This window comes from Bradyrhizobium sp. BWC-3-1 (assembly GCF_032917965.1).
GTDB lineage: Bacteria > Pseudomonadota > Alphaproteobacteria > Rhizobiales > Xanthobacteraceae > Bradyrhizobium > Bradyrhizobium canariense_D.
This window is the reverse complement of record NZ_CP136625.1, coordinates 7,398,350-7,412,639: the sequence shown is the minus strand read 5'-3', so window position 1 is coordinate 7,412,639 and position 14,290 is coordinate 7,398,350. Positions and strand designations below refer to the sequence as shown.

Annotated in this window: 17 protein-coding genes; 10 read left to right on the top strand and 7 right to left on the bottom strand. The window is 59.3% G+C overall.

Translation table 11 applies throughout. The features are described 5' to 3' along the window. Nucleotides 1-660: 660 nt before the first annotated feature. The 4 genes from RX329_RS35680 (at nt 661) to RX329_RS35665 (ending at nt 3,139) form a co-directional block, all read left to right on the top strand. Complete coding sequence (locus RX329_RS35680) at nt 661-1,008, top strand: PilZ domain-containing protein (protein ID WP_317245072.1); 348 nt, start codon at nt 661-663, stop codon at nt 1,006-1,008. Nucleotides 1,009-1,406: 398 nt separating this feature from the next. Next, nucleotides 1,407-1,694, top strand: a complete 288-nt coding sequence (locus tag RX329_RS35675) for a helix-turn-helix domain-containing protein (protein WP_231188961.1) — start codon at nt 1,407-1,409, stop codon at nt 1,692-1,694. After that, nucleotides 1,691-2,974 (top strand): type II toxin-antitoxin system HipA family toxin, encoded by a 1,284-nt coding sequence (locus RX329_RS35670; RefSeq protein ID WP_231188960.1) that lies wholly within the window; start codon nt 1,691-1,693, stop codon nt 2,972-2,974. Before RX329_RS35675 ends, RX329_RS35670 begins: the two co-directional genes overlap by 4 nt. Nucleotides 2,975-2,998: 24 nt before the next feature. Beyond that, nucleotides 2,999-3,139: a hypothetical protein gene (locus RX329_RS35665; protein ID WP_317245071.1), complete on the top strand. Its 141-nt coding sequence runs from the start codon at nt 2,999-3,001 to the stop codon at nt 3,137-3,139. A 648-nt stretch (nt 3,140-3,787) separates the two neighbouring features. Here the strand turns inward: RX329_RS35665 and RX329_RS35660 are convergent. The 3 genes from RX329_RS35660 to RX329_RS35650 form a co-directional block, all read right to left on the bottom strand. Continuing rightward, nucleotides 3,788-4,009, bottom strand: coding sequence for a hypothetical protein (locus RX329_RS35660; protein ID WP_317245070.1), 222 nt, complete (start codon nt 4,007-4,009; stop codon nt 3,788-3,790). Then, nucleotides 3,967-4,305 (bottom strand): hypothetical protein, encoded by a 339-nt coding sequence (locus tag RX329_RS35655; RefSeq protein ID WP_317245069.1) that lies wholly within the window; start codon nt 4,303-4,305, stop codon nt 3,967-3,969. Before RX329_RS35655 ends, RX329_RS35660 begins: the two co-directional genes overlap by 43 nt. Nucleotides 4,306-4,588: 283 nt before the next feature. Next, nucleotides 4,589-5,620: an IS110 family transposase gene (locus tag RX329_RS35650; RefSeq protein ID WP_317245068.1), complete on the bottom strand. Its 1,032-nt coding sequence runs from the start codon at nt 5,618-5,620 to the stop codon at nt 4,589-4,591. Nucleotides 5,621-5,758: 138 nt separating this feature from the next. On the opposite strand from RX329_RS35650, the gene RX329_RS35645 reads away from it, so the two are divergent. Beyond that, a complete protein-coding gene (locus tag RX329_RS35645) occupies nt 5,759-7,315 on the top strand; it encodes an ISL3 family transposase (protein ID WP_007590565.1) in 1,557 nt (518 codons plus the stop codon). Nucleotides 7,316-7,502: 187 nt separating this feature from the next. Here RX329_RS35645 and RX329_RS35640 read toward each other — a convergent pair whose 3' ends face one another. After that, a complete protein-coding gene (locus RX329_RS35640) occupies nt 7,503-8,099 on the bottom strand; it encodes a hypothetical protein (RefSeq protein WP_317245067.1) in 597 nt (198 codons plus the stop codon). A 111-nt stretch (nt 8,100-8,210) separates the two neighbouring features. Further along, nucleotides 8,211-8,342: a hypothetical protein gene (locus RX329_RS35635; RefSeq protein ID WP_268738915.1), complete on the bottom strand. Its 132-nt coding sequence runs from the start codon at nt 8,340-8,342 to the stop codon at nt 8,211-8,213. Between the two features lie 434 nt (nt 8,343-8,776). Here RX329_RS35635 and istA point away from each other — a divergent pair, with 434 nt between their 5' ends. Then, the gene (istA, locus tag RX329_RS35630) at nt 8,777-10,186 is read left to right on the top strand and encodes an IS21 family transposase (RefSeq protein ID WP_317245066.1); all 1,410 of its coding nucleotides are present in this window, start codon (nt 8,777-8,779) and stop codon (nt 10,184-10,186) included. A gap of 254 nt (nt 10,187-10,440) precedes the next feature. Here the strand turns inward: istA and RX329_RS35625 are convergent, their stop codons facing one another. After that, a complete protein-coding gene (locus tag RX329_RS35625) occupies nt 10,441-10,701 on the bottom strand; it encodes a hypothetical protein (protein WP_231188896.1) in 261 nt (86 codons plus the stop codon). A gap of 493 nt (nt 10,702-11,194) precedes the next feature. Here RX329_RS35625 and RX329_RS35620 point away from each other — a divergent pair, with 493 nt between their 5' ends. Next, the gene (locus RX329_RS35620) at nt 11,195-11,923 is read left to right on the top strand and encodes a recombinase family protein (RefSeq protein ID WP_317245065.1); all 729 of its coding nucleotides are present in this window, start codon (nt 11,195-11,197) and stop codon (nt 11,921-11,923) included. Nucleotides 11,924-12,152: 229 nt separating this feature from the next. On the opposite strand, the gene RX329_RS35615 is transcribed toward RX329_RS35620, so the two are convergent. Next, nucleotides 12,153-12,671, bottom strand: a complete 519-nt coding sequence (locus RX329_RS35615; RefSeq protein WP_231188894.1) for a hypothetical protein — start codon at nt 12,669-12,671, stop codon at nt 12,153-12,155. Nucleotides 12,672-13,172: 501 nt separating this feature from the next. On the opposite strand from RX329_RS35615, the gene RX329_RS35610 reads away from it, so the two are divergent. From RX329_RS35610 to RX329_RS35600, 3 genes are all read left to right on the top strand, one after another. Further along, nucleotides 13,173-13,448 carry a hypothetical protein gene (locus RX329_RS35610; RefSeq protein ID WP_317245064.1) on the top strand — a complete coding sequence of 92 codons (276 nt, stop codon included), beginning with the start codon at nt 13,173-13,175 and terminating at the stop codon, nt 13,446-13,448. A gap of 358 nt (nt 13,449-13,806) precedes the next feature. After that, nucleotides 13,807-14,085 (top strand): hypothetical protein, encoded by a 279-nt coding sequence (locus RX329_RS35605; RefSeq protein WP_231188886.1) that lies wholly within the window; start codon nt 13,807-13,809, stop codon nt 14,083-14,085. Next, nucleotides 14,082-14,243, top strand: a complete 162-nt coding sequence (locus RX329_RS35600) for a hypothetical protein (RefSeq protein WP_317245063.1) — start codon at nt 14,082-14,084, stop codon at nt 14,241-14,243. Before RX329_RS35605 ends, RX329_RS35600 begins: the two co-directional genes overlap by 4 nt. Nucleotides 14,244-14,290: the final 47 nt, after the last annotated feature.

Sequence of the window (14,290 nt, the reverse complement as noted above, 5' to 3'; positions counted from 1 at the left end):
TGCCTAGACTACTGTAGAGGCGTCCATTGCGCGCAGAGGGCGATCGAAAGTGAGTAGTAGCAATCGGCGCTCAAATTGGGCGGCATCAGCCTAGTTGTTTACGAAGCCAAATGGGCTTCGCGTCGCGATTGTGCCGCGCCCAAGACGTCGCCGCGTTCGACAGTCCTGCTCTGCATCTGAACGCAGGTGCTACGCGCCACAGGGTTGAACGGTGCGGGAATGCGGCGCACTGCTCGCTGATCGTGCTGGAAACCAGCGGCCCATTGGGAGACCAGCAGGAATTATGCGCCGTATTTGAATAATCTCATGATGAGCCGGCGAACCGAGGATTACCTGATCTCTACTCCTCGCCAAAATTGAGCTCGGTCATGGGCATTGTTGATCTTGTCAGCAGCAGCTTCTGTTGCCGTCGGCAGCTGGAGTTGCGCAACTCTGCTTCCGCTCGTCTTCACGTAAAGTGAGTTGGTCGGTAGTGTTGCCATCTTTGTAGACGTCAATCGCTGTTGTCCCGGAGCTTCTCCAACTACGTCGCTCAAACCCGCACGAACCATCTTCGGAAAGTGGTGGCGAGAGCTGCGTCCGCTTTCAGTATCTTTGCTTTCGTATCAAGCCGACAGATATTTTGCCTTCTTGGTAGTTGTCATTTTCATTTGATTGCAGATGCGAGGCCAGATGAGGAGCAATTTGACTCCGCTTCGCCCGGTCTGGACTGAAAGCCATTGGATGTGGGATAAGCGAAAATCAAAGCGCGTTCACTTCGAGCACGAGTACCGGGCAACCCTTTTAGGTCTAGACGGCACGTGGCGGCGCGATTGCATTCTCATCGACGTTTCCGACACCGGAGCACGCCTTCGAATTTATGGATCGACAGACGTGCTCAAAGCTCGCCAGTTCTTCCTGCTGCTTTCAACCGTCGGATTAGCTTACCGGCGATGCAAGTTGATTCGACTGGACGGCTCGGAAATCGGGGTCCAATTTGTAACCAGCCGGAATATTCGCTCGGGCTAATTGCCAGAGAAACCAAATCCAGTTCGAATTGATTCAATGAGGAGGGTCGTCCTCCCAACTCACTCCTGAATCGACGCTACCTGGCAGCAGCGATGCCCCTCATTCTTATTGTAGGGGCGGTCCATCCCGGGTATCGAACCCTTATGCGATTGCCTGAACGGCGCCCGAGAACATGCCGTGCGGCGGTCTCAGGACGTAGTGCTGCCCGTGGCGCTGCAGCGGTATAGTCGTTCCGGAACACGCCATATCGCCGCAAATGCGGACTACCTGCTTCGAACAGTTGGGACTAAGTCAGCGTTTGATGACATTCAACTTTGTCATCGATCGCTGACATTCACAAATTGTCAACGAACGCCGACTTATGCTAAAGTAAGCGAACGTAGACATTTGGATGTCCCATGCTCATACGCACACCGGCCGAACTCGGCGCCATCCTTCGCGACCGGCGCAAGAAGCTCAAACTCGATCAATCGACGTTTGCCAAGAGCATTGGCGTCAGCCGCCAATGGGTGATCGAGGTTGAGCACGGTCACCCGCGCGCTGAGCTCGGGCTGATCCTTCGCGCTCTCGATGCCCTGGACATCCGCCTGGATGCGGGCACCGAACAAACGCCAGCCCGCGGGACCACCAGGCCAGCCGTCGATATCAACGCCATCGTGGCCAAGGCCAGGAAAAAAAGGGCATGACGAGCGAACTTGTTGCTCTGCTCGATGATCGGGAAATCGGCCGCGTGCGCAATGACGCCCGCGGCCGGCTCACCCTTATCTATGACAAGGACTGGCGCCGGGCCGAGGGAGCCTATCCGCTATCGCTGTCCATGCCGCTCGCGGCCGAAGAGCACGGTCCTTCCGCCGTGCAGGCCTTCCTCTGGGGACTCCTGCCCGACAACGAGCGCGTGCTGGAAAGGTGGGCCCGAAGATTTCAGGTGTCCGCGCGCAACGTGTTTGCCCTTATTTCCCATGTCGGCGAGGACTGCGCGGGTGCCGTTCAGTTCGTCACGCCCGATCGGCTGGGCGCCTTGCGAAGCGGGGCCGAAGACAAGGTCGAATGGCTTGATGAGACGGCGATCGCCAAACGCCTGCAAACCTTACGCGAGGATCACACCGCCTGGCGATTGCCGCGCGACACCGGACAATTCAGCCTTGCGGGTGCTCAACCCAAAACCGCCTTGCTTCTGCAAAAAGGCAAGTGGGGAATTCCCTCTGGGCGCATTCCGACCACGCATATCCTCAAACCGCCGACCGGCCATTTCGATGGGCACGCGGAAAATGAACATATCTGCCTCATACTTGCGCGCAGTCTCGGTCTGCCCGTCGCCGACACCCAGGTGATGCGTTTCGGAAAGGAAATCGCCATTGTCATCGAGCGCTACGACCGGCAGTTCAGTGGGAACGAGATCGTCCGTGTCCACCAGGAAGATATCTGCCAGGCGCTCGGCATCCTGCCGACCATGAAGTATCAAAACGATGGCGGGCCAAGCCCTGCCGATGTGATCGAGCTTTTGCGCGCCTACTCCACGGATCGGGTCGCCGACGTTGACACGTTTGTCGACGCGCTAAGCTTAAATTGGCTGATCGCGGGTACGGATGCGCATGCCAAGAATTATTCGCTGCTGCTGGCCGGAGGCCCTCATGTACGGCTCGCCCCGCTCTACGACATCGCCAGCATTCTTCCCTACGATGACGTCGATCTTCAGAAGATCAAGCTCGCGATGAAAATCGGCGGTGACTACAAGCTCAGCCAGATTAGTTTGCGCGATTGGCAGAAGTTCGCGCGCGAAACGCGGCTCGATCCTGACAAGGTGATCACCGGACTGATTGCCATGGCCGAGCAGCTTCCCGATATTGTAGCCGCTGTACGGAAGCAAGCCCGGAAAGACGGATTGGACAATGCCATCATCGGGCGTCTCGCCGAGCACCTGATCGCAAGAGCCGGGCAATGCCGTCGACTCCTCGGTGAGGCATAGGTTCCGGCGACCGCCGCCAGCAGCATGATCGACATGTCGTTTGGCGATGCCAATGATGATCATGATCGGCAGCACCAGCATCAGCACCACAGTGATCGGCATGCCGATGTCGATGTCGACATCGACGATGTCAGTGGGTGCTCGCGATCCGTGGCGGCCGCGTAGTCGCTGCGGGTAGCATCACCATACGGCATGTCCTTCAAAGCTCCGACGAACAGCGATTTTTCCTCTGCGGCTTTTCTAATTCGGTAGGACGCTCGTAGGTCCTCTTTTTGACGCGGCCCCAAATCAATGACGTTTAGGCGTCTCGGCCCGCTTAGGGGGCCGCCGGATTAGCCAGGTCCGAAGATCAAATAGAGCAGGATCACGGCCACGGCGACTGTCCAGCCGATCGACGTAGCGACAGCCCATACTTGCATCGGCATCGGATGGCCCTCCCGATGAAAGCTAACGAAGAGGCCGCTGGCGCTGGACAGCGACCTCTTGGACCCGCCTCAAAATGTCTTCGAGATAAAAACCCCGGGTCGCTACAATCAAACGCCGGACTCGCCACCCTGTGAAGTCAAAATCGATTCGAGGGCCAATGGAACAATTGTGACGTTGCGAGAGCGACACACCTAACAAGCTAGGCGGTACTGGTGAAGAGTTCTGACTCGGGCGGAAGCCAACCAATTTGCCAGAGATAATGTGTGAAACTGCCTGGCGCATAAGCCGGGAATAATTTGTGGGCTATTTCACCTGATATTTGAAGTGGGGTAGATAAGCGTTCGCCGCCCGTTGGGGCTGGGCCGCAGGCGACGACGGCGGACCGTCCTACTGTTGAGGATTGCCGATGTCGAGCGCGCCTAGACGGTAATCTTCGCCCAGCGATTGGTCGGTCGTCGGCCGGGCAGTCAAGGTGAATGTCGCGTCGGGGTAGCGGGCCCACACCTCAATGTCCTCTGAAGTAACGGTTAGATATCCGAAGAAGCACTTGTACCGACCCGGCTCCGTTACCCGGCCGATTTTGTCCCAATTGATCTTGTTAACGCGCATCCCCAGCTGCACTCTTTCTCAGGCAGCGAGCCGGGCGGAGCTTTGAGTTCTTCGAGGCCGGCTTCGATCACCGCCAATTCCTCTTGGATTGCTTTGGCCGCGTTTTCTGGGTTGATGCCCGACACGGCTTCCAACTGGGCGAGCACCTTGCGCCGATGCGCCAGCAAGTCGACTAGAACCCGTCGGTCCCGCAGTTTCACGTAGCCAGTGACGATCAATTCCATGGCTTTTGACACGTTCGTCGTTTCCTGTGTTTCGGCATGGAATAAGGCCCCCGTTTTCGGGGTGATCGGCATCCAATCGGGGCTCTGACTCATATGTGGAACGGCCCGGGCTGCAAGATCTTTCTCTGGTTGAACAAGGGATGACGGTGCGGTCATATGTTCGGCCTGTGAAGCGGCGCCTGGCCGCTGGCCACGATGATATCCGCGGAAGCAATCGCCCAATCAATTTCTCGCGCTCGAAGCGCAGTGAGTCAGGCGGTCTGATTGCTACCGGGAATGACGTCATTCGGGGTTCATCCAGATTTGCACCTTGCCTCCTCGGCAGCGTTCTTCTTCCGCCGGAGAGCTCTTGAGATTAGGATTTCAGCATTGCGGCCGTCGCCTGATAGATGCCGCCTCTGACCAGCAAGGCCCAGATCGTGCGCGCAATCTTATTGGCGAGCGCGACCGATACGACCTTGACCGGCCGTCTTTGCAGCATGGTCCGAATCCAGAGTGGGACTTTCAAGCCTCGTTTAGCAAGCTTGATGATAGAGGTCGCACCAACGATCAAGAGCGTCCGTAGTTGCCGATTTCCACGCTTTGATATCGCGCCGAGCCTTTCTTTTCCGCCGCTCGACTGTGCCCTCGGTGTGAGCCCGGTCCAAGCCGCAAAATCTCGTGCAGTCGCAAAATTGCGAGCATCCAAAACCGATGTCCGAACGGTAGCGGCGATGAGAGGACCGACACCCGGAATGCTCATCAGACGCCTTGCATCGGGGTCCTTTCTGACGGCAACCAAAATCTCTCTGTCGAGCTTCTCTATGCGGGTTGTAAGCAGCTCAATCTGTTCAGCGAATAGAATCAGGGCAAAGCGGGCGGCGCCGGGGATCCTATTGTCTTTTTCGTCCCGGAGAAGCACCAGGAGTTTTGCGATGCTTGCCATGCCTGTGCCGGCGATAATGCCCAATTCGGCCATATGAGCACGTAGGGCATTTGCAGTCTGGCTGCGCTGCCTCATCAGCAGCTCTCGCGTTCGCAAAATCATGCTGGCCGCTTGTTGTTCGGCAGTCTTCACCGGTGCGAACCGCATTGTCGGGCGGGTGACCGCCTCACAAATGGCTTCAGCATCCGCCACGTCGGTCTTGTTTCGTTTGACGTAAGGCTTCACGTAGGCTGGCGGCATCATGCGGACAGCGTGGCCCAGCGCCGCGATCTCGCGTGCCCAGTGATGGGCACTCGCACAGGCCTCCATACCTACCAAGCAAGCTGGAAGGCTCCGAAAGAAGGGCAGAACCTGCGATCGCCGCAATGTGCGACGAACCAAGACTTTCCCGTTTTCGGCGATGCCGTGAACTTGAAAGATCGACTTGGCCAAATCCAAACCCACTGTGATAATCTTCTCCATGGAACGGTCCTTCCTTTGTGGCGCCTCTCTACGCGACCACGTTAGGCACTTTTGATGCCGGTTCGAAGGGCCGTTCCACACCATCATTTCTGATGAAGTTCGCCGGCGACTGTGGTTCTTCAACGGAGAATCGGCGCCATGCGGACAGGCTTTCGAATTTCATCGCTAGTACCGAGTGGTTTGGTCTTTGATGGCGTAAGTGATTCAGAAGATTCGGTTATTCTGGCTGTTCGGTCAGAGGCTGCGGAGGCCCAGTGCCCTTTGTGCGCGACACTATCGCGCCGAGTCCATAGCCGCTACATCCGGCACGTGGCCGATTTGCCATCAGCGGGCAGAAAGGTGCGCCTCCGATTACTCACGCGGCGCTTCACATGCGAGGTGCCGCATTGCCGCCGGCGGATCTTCGCGGAGCGGTTCGGAGAAGACGTCGTTCCGCTTCGACGGCGTCGGACGGCACGGCTCGAACACATCGTCCATCACCTGGGGTTGGCGCTCGGCGGCCGGCCGGCAGCAAGCTTCGCCAAGCGGCTCATGCTGCCTGTCAGCAACGATACCTTGCTGCGGGTGGTCCGCCGGCGGGCGGCGATGCCGATGGATCCCTTGCTTGTTGTGGGTATTGATGACTGGGCGTTCCGGAGAAATCGTCGGTACGGGACCATCGTGTGCGATTTGGAGCGTCGGCGGATCGTTGCCTTGCTACCCGACCGGGAAATGGCGACCGTTCAGGCGTGGCTGTCGAAGCACCCGGGCATCAACATTGTGTCGCGAGATCGCGGTGGTGGATATGGCGAGGCAGCAGCCAAGGCGCTGCCGAACGCCATCCAGGTCGCCGACCGCTGGCATCTGATGGAAAACGCGAGCGCGGCCTTCCTTGAAGCGGTGCGCCGTTCGATGAGCAAAATCCGAGCCGCAATCGGGGCGACGACGATCGATCTTAAACTGCTGACCTGCGCGGAAAAGCTTCGCTATCAGGGTTATCTGCGGCGCCAGGACAGCCATGCCGCAATCGCGGCTCTTGTCAGCGACGGTGTGCCGCTCAAGGAGATCGTCCGCCGCACAGGACATAGTCGCAATCTGGTTCGCCAAATTAGTCGCGGCGGCGGTACGGATATCTTCCGCACCCGTCAAAGCACCCTGGATGGGCACCTGCCATTCCTGGACGCGCAGTGGTCAGGCGGCTGTCGTAACGGTGCCGAACTCTGGCGCCGTTTGAGAGGGCAAGGCTTTAAGGGATCGCTGCGCGTGGTGGCGGAATGGGCCACGCGACGGCGACGCGCCGAGACCATCAGCCGTCAACAATTGCAGAGGGTCCCCGCCGCCCGGACGATAGCGCAGTTGATGACGATGAAGCGGGACCACCTAACCAAGGCCGAGACCGTCACGGTTGCCGCTATTGAACAAAGCGTCCCGATGCTGGCCGATGCCAACGCTCTCGTTGGCCGCTTCCACGCGATGATCCGAAAGAGGGCCGAGATCGAGCTCGAACCTTGGATAGATGAATCCAAGCGGAGCCTCATTGGCTCGTTCGCGAATGGGATCGCCAACGACAAGGGCGCGGTGCACGCGGCTATCACGCAACCGTGGTCCAATGGCCAAGTGGAAGCTCAGATCACCAAGCTCAAGCTGGTCAAACGGCAGATGTACGGGCGCGCTAAGCTCGATCTCCTTCAGGCTAGGCTGATTGGCGCGCCATAAAAACAAACACGATCATCGAATATGCGTCAGAGCCCCTTTTGGATGCCGATAGGGGGTCCCAGTCGAACGCCGATTGACACCTAGAGGCCATAGGCCGACGCCGCGCGCTGGTCGCGCGCGGCGAAAATTTGGGACGCCAAAGCCGGAGCCGCGCATGCGGCTCCGGCTCGTTTGGTGGTCGTGACGTCTACGCAGCCATCGGCGCTGCGGTGCTGACGGCCTGCGGCAATCGCAGTACGGTGGGCAACCAGCCCTTGTCGGCCAGCAAACGCTCAGCAGCCTCGGCCATCGCGGGCTTCTTCAAGTCCGCCAGTTGCGCGGCGGCTTCCTCCGACACCCCTTGGCGGACCGCCTCAACAATAACCGCCTTGGTGACCTGACCAAGGTAGTTGACGGCGGTGGGCTGCCAGTGCGCCGCCATGTCCAGCGAGACCGCCTGGGACAATGATTCGGCGTGTTTCAGGGACGGGGATGAGCCTGCGCCCGGACGGACGACCGCATCGAGCGCAAGGGCCGCGCAATGCGCGAGCAGGCGCATCAACTGCTTCTGCGTGAACCCCAGCAAGGCGTCCCACAGGTCTTGCACGTCGGCGGGTAGCGCCTTGGCAAGCTCGGCTTGCCGGTCGCTGCACGTGCGCCCCCGCGCGCTCTCATCTATCCCGGCCAAGTGTCCCGACAGATATCCGGCGGCCACTGAACCGTAGAAGCGATGAAAGCCGTTGTGCACCGTAAAGCGGTATGGACCTGTGTCGCGCGTTAAACCCCAACCGGCGGAAGCGCGCACTCAGGAGACTGGAACGCGAAGAGGACCGGGATCATTTTGAGCTTCTTCAGCATGGGGACGTCAGGATTGCGGCGAGGTGGCTCGATGTCAGCGATGGGTACCACGTCCACGTCATTTTCGGGCCGGACCCCGGTATGGATAATAGCCGCCAGGACTGGGCTGGAAATGCTCCATTTCGGCGAAGCGCCACCAGTCGTCTGGAATCTCGAACGTGCCGGCACCTGTTGGAAGGTTGAAGCGCATGACTCTATCCTTCGTTTACCCGTCAGCCGGCAAGGAGACGTCTGACTGCGCGAGCGATTCGCTGGATAGGCTCGGCGTCGGCTGAGGCATTTTCTCGATGACAGGATCTCGGTTGGATGGAGGAGCGCCAGTCACCTCAAAGCCACAGTGATCCCCTAAGGCGACTACATCGGGAAACAGACACTCGGCGCTGCATTTCCCGTGTTGGGGTGGCTCCAAGTGTGTTTCGGTGCGGAATCCGAGGCAAAGCGGCCACCGATTCCGACGGAAGGCGGCCAGCGATTCCGATCGAAAGCGGCCACCCAATCCGAACGAAGGCGGCCACCCTGTTGATAGGGTGAGACGGGGGGCGTTGTCGGCAATCTGAACGGGGCAAGGTCCCTCCTTTTGCGGTTCACGCAATGGGAGGTCCGATGCCCGCCGAGAGATTGCCGATGCGGAAGATTCGAGAAGTTCTACGCCTGAAGTATGCCTGTGGGGTGAGCGATCGGGTGATCTCCCGATCGGTCGGGATCGGTCGCACGGCGATCGCGGAGTATGTCCGCCGCGCCGCGGTGATCGGCATCACCTGGCCGATACCGGAGGAGCTCGACGACACAGCACTGGAGCGCAAGCTGTTTGCGCCAGCCGGCTACAACCCGCCGCGATCGAAGCCGCTTCCGGATTGGGGGCATGTCCATGCCGAGTTGCGCCGCCGCAGCGTAACGCTGGCGCTGCTGTGGGAGGAATACCGCGGCCATCATCCCGACGGCTACGGCTACAGCCGGTTCTGCGACCTCTACGTCGAATGGCGCCACGGCATCACGGCGACCATGCGGCAGACCCACGCGGCCGGCGAAAAGCTGTTCGTGGACTTCGCCGGCGATACCGTGCCGGTGTTCGACGGGCTTACCGGGGAGGTGCGCGCCGCCAAGATCTTCGTCGCGGTCATGGGAGCGTCGAACTACACATTCGTCCAAGCCCGGTTCAGCGAGGCGCTGCCCGACTGGATCGGCGCCCATGTGGATGCGCTCACCTTCCTGGGCGGAGTGCCGAAGGCGCTCGTCTGCGACAATCTGAAGGCCGGGGTGACGGTGGTGAGCCGCTACGAGCCAGGCGTCAACCGGACTTACCAGGATCTTGCCACCCATTACGGCACCACCATTATGCCGGCGCGGCCCCGCAAGCCGCGCGACAAAGCCAAGGTGGAGGCGGCGGTTCTTATCGTCCAGCGATGGATTTTGGCGCGGCTGCGCAACCGGCGCTTCTTCTCGCTCGCCGAGTTGAACGTTGCGATCCGCATCCTGGTCGACGAACTCAACGCCCGCCTGATGCGCAAGCTCGGTGCCAGCCGCCGCGAGTTCTTCGACACCATCGATCGTCCGGCCCTGATGCCGCTGCCGGCCGAACCCTATCAGTACGCCGAATGGCGTCGTGCCCGTGTAGCGCCGGATTACCATGTCGAGGTTCAGGGGCACTTCTACTCGGTGCCATCCCGCCTGATCCGCCAGGTCGTCGAGGTGCGGGCCACCGAGGCAACCATCGAGGTGTTCCATCGCGGCACCCGGATCGCCAGCCACGCACGCTCAGGCGTCAGGCGCCGCCACACCACGATCCCCGAGCACATGCCGAGCGCACATCGCCGATACGCCTTCTGGACGCCGGCACGTCTGCTGGCCGCCGCCGAGAAGATCGGTCCGTCCACGATCGCGCTGTGCCAGGCGATCATGCGGACATCATCGATGCACTCCTTGAGATCAGGAGCGACTCTAATGCGATTCGGCCGCGCGGTGGGGTGTCCCAGCTGTTGCACCTGCCGGCGCCTCGGGCTTCAATTGATCATGAACCCGGCAGTTGTGCATTAGGTGCGCTGTCGAGAAGGGCTGGCTGGAGCTGCATGAGAGCGGCACCTATGTGCGCCTGCTGACGCCAGGCGAGGACTTGCTAGCGAAGGCATGACATGGTCCGCCAAGTTTGACGAGCCGATCGTGCTGCCAGACTTTTGCGTCGCCGCTCTGAGACTCGAACTCGATTGTCAGCGCCCATCATCGAAGAACTGAAGGACAGCTAGCGAGTCGGCGGTGAAAATGACGGCTTGGACGAGCTTTAAATGGCGGGTTTAGCGTACGGTGGTGCGTTCGGCGAGCCTATCGGCTTCTTTGAGACTATCGGCAAGCCCTTCAAGCCGGAGAGTGATGTGCGCACCGCCACCGTAGTAATGACCAAGATCGCCAACATCGGCAACTGCATACGGCGAGGAGAGGTTGTTCTTAGCCGCCGCCTTCCGAGCACGCAGCCTCCGCAGATCGATATATCCGTAGATTGCCGCCGCTACACCGAGTAGCAGCGGCATGGCCATTGCAACGTAAGCGGCTGTCATTCGATCTCTCCCAATTGCTCGTATCCTATCTCATGTAGGACCCAAGCCACAAATCCGCAAAGAACTCCCAATCCGATCAAAGCGTACGCATCGAATTTTGATGGGTTCCCTAAGGCGAATGTGAAAAGCGGCGTCAGACCTCCCGCGCTCGCAACGGCCACGGCGAGGGTGTTCAAGCCACTTGCCCGGAACTTGATCCGTTCAATCTCGGCTAGGGTCACTCTGGTAAGTACCGGTTTTCTGGAGAAAATTGGTCATGAGCTTTTCGATGAGGGAGGTAAGCGGGCGTTGATCATCGACGGGCGCCTTTAACACGGATTTAAGACGACAAGATTGATCGATCTTTGATCGCCGCTTGAAAGCCGCATGATGAGCCAAGAGTGCGCGGCCCCTCGTTGGCCGCAAAGCGAAATTATCATCTCTGTCAACGGTCGTTGACAGTCTTGTTAAATGAGCGGATAGTTGGCTGAGCGTCATCCGGTCAGGTGCGGCAATGGTCTCCAGCGGAAAATTCATCGCCTACTATCGCGTGTCCACCGAGCGCCAAGGCCGGAGCGGGCTCGGCCTGGATGCGCAGCGATCAGCGGTCGCGACCTACCTTAATGGAGGTGATTGGCAGATCGTCTCGGCGTTCACTGAAGTTGAGAGCGGCCGGCGGGCGGATCGTCCCGCACTGGAGAAAGCTTTGGCTGCCGCGCGGCTTCACCGCTGCCCGCTGGTGGTGTCCAAAGTCGATCGCCTGACCCGCAGCGTAGCTTTCCTGAGCCGCCTGCTAGAGGCGAACGTTGACGTGAGGTTTGCGGACCTCCCACAGATTGAGGGCGCCACGGGGCGCTTTCTGCTTCAGCAGATGGTAGCTGTCGCTGAACTGGAGGCCGGGATGATTTCCGCTCGCACGCGTGCCGCGCTTGCTTCCGCAAAGGCGAGGGGGAAAACGTTGGGAGGCCCACGCGTCCGCAAGAGCGACGGGCTGCCAGTTACGATCGGCAAGGCCGCCCAGAAGCGTGGGGCCGCAGCGAACCGCATGAGGGCCGTCGATCGCGCAGCCGATTTGGCTCCGACAATCGCGGAGATACGCGACCGGGGCGCTGTGACGCTACAGGCGGTTGCGAACGGCTTAAATGCCGCCGGCATCCCGACGCCGCGAGGGCAGGGCAGGTGGAGCCCGGTTCAGGTCAAGCGAACGTTGGAGGCCCTGAAAGAAGCTCTGGGGCCGGTGTAGATCGAGGTGAGAGCGATTATGAACGCGCGGGGCGAGCTTATGGGATAATGCCAGCGCCTTTGAGATGTTGCTTGATGTCGGACCTCGGGTGACCGAACTGAACCTCGATTTCGTCAATCACTTGCTTATCGGTCCAGCCCCTAGACTTCAGCTTCCTTGCCAGCGCCTCAATGTAAACAGCGTCGTCCGCGACGGTACTCATTAGCCCCCCTGGAGAAAGCTGAAGCGGTCAAACTTCTTTGTTGAGATGTTCCTTCAGTTCGGCCGCCCTCTCCGGGCCCAACACCCGTTCAATAGTACCGTCGGCCCACTCGTCCCGCGTCTTTTTCACGGTCCGAGAGACGACGTTTAGCAGCCTCTTCTGGGCATTCTTATCGTCGATATGAAGTTCGTCAGCGACGGCTTTCGCGACCTGAACCTCTACCAAATCGTTCAAGACCTCAATGAGGTTAAGAGCATTCATTGTTCGCTCCTTTTGATCTATGACCACCCAAAAGATACCTACTAACGCTATCAAAGGACCGAGGTTCACAAGTAGAGCGAGCCATCCCGTCACGGCATTCCAGAGTGGATCGACTTTCTCGCTCGGACTCCAATTGCCCGCAAACGTTACCAAAAACAGCTGATAAACCCTACTCGCTTTTCCTTCACCGGGAGTAAAGTATTCGGCAGTGAGGGCAAGGCCGATCAAGACGGCCATTGCGCCGCCCACCCCAAGGATAGCTTGCTCTTTGCGCGAGATAGCCATCTTCTTTGCTGCGTCGCAAAATGCGAGCCCCTGATGACGAAACCGGCTCCGCACATCATTGCATCTGAATCTCAGTTCCAACGCAAGCTTCGCGTCGCCGCCGATGTGAACCTGTCGCTGACTAAACGGTCAGCAATATGGTTGATTCATAGGCAAACGCGGGGGGCATGACGCGAACAATGCTTGCTCAGTATTTCCTCCGGCGGCGGGACCGATTTGTGCGCCCAGGAACGATGGCCGTACACCGGCCAAATGCGCTTTCTCGAAATCAGCGCTTTGTGCCGCGCTTCTTCATCCTCACACCCGCGCCGCCGCCGTTCTCCGGGATGAACTCGACCCCGGCCTTTTGAAGAGCCGTAACCAAAGACTCGCCAGTCTCAGGGCGTCCACCGATCGGCTCGTCACTGTCGATCGCTTCCAGACGACCGAGACGCCAGTGATATCGACCCTGATATTGAAGATGAGGGCCTGGACGAGGAGCCGGAAGACGCCGAGCCTTCCTTGGGTTCTTTCGAACGGATAATTGACCAGGAAAAATCATGGCGCACGGTGAGCGGCGAGTTCATCGCCGGAACCGACTGTGAGCAGGACGACGCCGACGACGAGCCATCGCTCGGCAGTTGTGATCCGTCCATGGGCGGCGGCGATCAAACCCGTTGGGCTATCGGGGACCGGAGGGACCTTGAGAGCGATCCCACCGATTCCGGCATTGCCGATCAGGACGGGTCGCTGGAGCAGATTGGAAGCGGCGACTGGACACAAACGGTGATGGCATGAAAGAGCACAATTGGCATCGCCGCCATGCACTCCAGCTCGCTTGCCAACTTCCTGAAGATAGCGAGGACGCCCCGATTGTCTTGCGGATGGCAACGCAGCTTGTGACGGGCTTCCTGGCCGAACCAGACGAAGCCCCAAAAGCCGCGACCGTATTGAGTATTGTTCAACCGTCCAAGTCGGGTTGACGTCTAAACGCGTGTCGGGGGCCGCCTCTGATTTGATCAGGTGGCCCCACGACTCACGATACCAACTCCCTCAATGTGAAATCCCAAGGCGATCTGCGCCACCAGCTAGCCGCGATTCAGGATTCGGCTCGGCGCTGGAACAAAACCGAAGCATGAGAGTGAGAGAAGATCAAATGACGAAGAACAGACTAACCGACCTGAACGACCATCTTTTCGCGCAATTGGAGCGGCTCGGAAGCGAGGATCTGACGGCCGAGCAAATCGAAACTGAAGTAAAGCGTGGGAACGCCGTTGTAGCAGTTGCGGACCAAATATTGCGTCATGCCACGCTGCAAGTGCAGGCCGCGAAGATCATATCCGATCACGGGTTAGACCCGAGATCGCATCTGCCGCAGGTTGAGATAAACGCCATGCACAAGCCCCTCAAGGCATTGAACGGGACAAAGCAATGAAGACGCCTAGGAAGGCCGACCTGAAATGGCGGGGTATCGCGCCGGGCATGACGTCAAAGCTGTCCGAGATGTTCGAACGGCGAATGTTGCGTCAGGGCAGAACCGTCAAGGATCTGACGGACATAACTCAACAAGGCGAACATCAGCAGAAAGCATAAGGAGAACAGCGGCCGCCGTGCTGCGACACAAAAGTATTGCCTCAACG

Bases quoted from the DNA above. Each gene is read 5' to 3' on its own strand.
- RX329_RS35680 (WP_317245072.1), top strand. From the start codon at position 661: ATGCGAGGCCAGATGAGGAGCAATTTGACTCCGCTTCGCCCGGTCTGG.
- RX329_RS35675 (WP_231188961.1), top strand. From the start codon at position 1,407: ATGCTCATACGCACACCGGCCGAACTCGGCGCCATCCTTCGCGACCGG.
- RX329_RS35670 (WP_231188960.1), top strand. From the start codon at position 1,691: ATGACGAGCGAACTTGTTGCTCTGCTCGATGATCGGGAAATCGGCCGC.
- RX329_RS35665 (WP_317245071.1), top strand. From the start codon at position 2,999: ATGATCGACATGTCGTTTGGCGATGCCAATGATGATCATGATCGGCAG.
- RX329_RS35660 (WP_317245070.1), bottom strand. From the start codon at position 4,009: ATGCGCGTTAACAAGATCAATTGGGACAAAATCGGCCGGGTAACGGAG.
- RX329_RS35655 (WP_317245069.1), bottom strand. From the start codon at position 4,305: ATGCCGATCACCCCGAAAACGGGGGCCTTATTCCATGCCGAAACACAG.
- RX329_RS35650 (WP_317245068.1), bottom strand. From the start codon at position 5,620: ATGGAGAAGATTATCACAGTGGGTTTGGATTTGGCCAAGTCGATCTTT.
- RX329_RS35645 (WP_007590565.1), top strand. From the start codon at position 5,759: ATGCGGACAGGCTTTCGAATTTCATCGCTAGTACCGAGTGGTTTGGTC.
- RX329_RS35635 (WP_268738915.1), bottom strand. From the start codon at position 8,342: ATGCGCTTCAACCTTCCAACAGGTGCCGGCACGTTCGAGATTCCAGAC.
- istA (WP_317245066.1), top strand. From the start codon at position 8,777: ATGCGGAAGATTCGAGAAGTTCTACGCCTGAAGTATGCCTGTGGGGTG.
- RX329_RS35625 (WP_231188896.1), bottom strand. From the start codon at position 10,701: ATGACAGCCGCTTACGTTGCAATGGCCATGCCGCTGCTACTCGGTGTA.
- RX329_RS35620 (WP_317245065.1), top strand. From the start codon at position 11,195: ATGGTCTCCAGCGGAAAATTCATCGCCTACTATCGCGTGTCCACCGAG.
- RX329_RS35615 (WP_231188894.1), bottom strand. From the start codon at position 12,671: ATGGCTATCTCGCGCAAAGAGCAAGCTATCCTTGGGGTGGGCGGCGCA.
- RX329_RS35605 (WP_231188886.1), top strand. From the start codon at position 13,807: ATGACGAAGAACAGACTAACCGACCTGAACGACCATCTTTTCGCGCAA.
- RX329_RS35600 (WP_317245063.1), top strand. From the start codon at position 14,082: ATGAAGACGCCTAGGAAGGCCGACCTGAAATGGCGGGGTATCGCGCCG.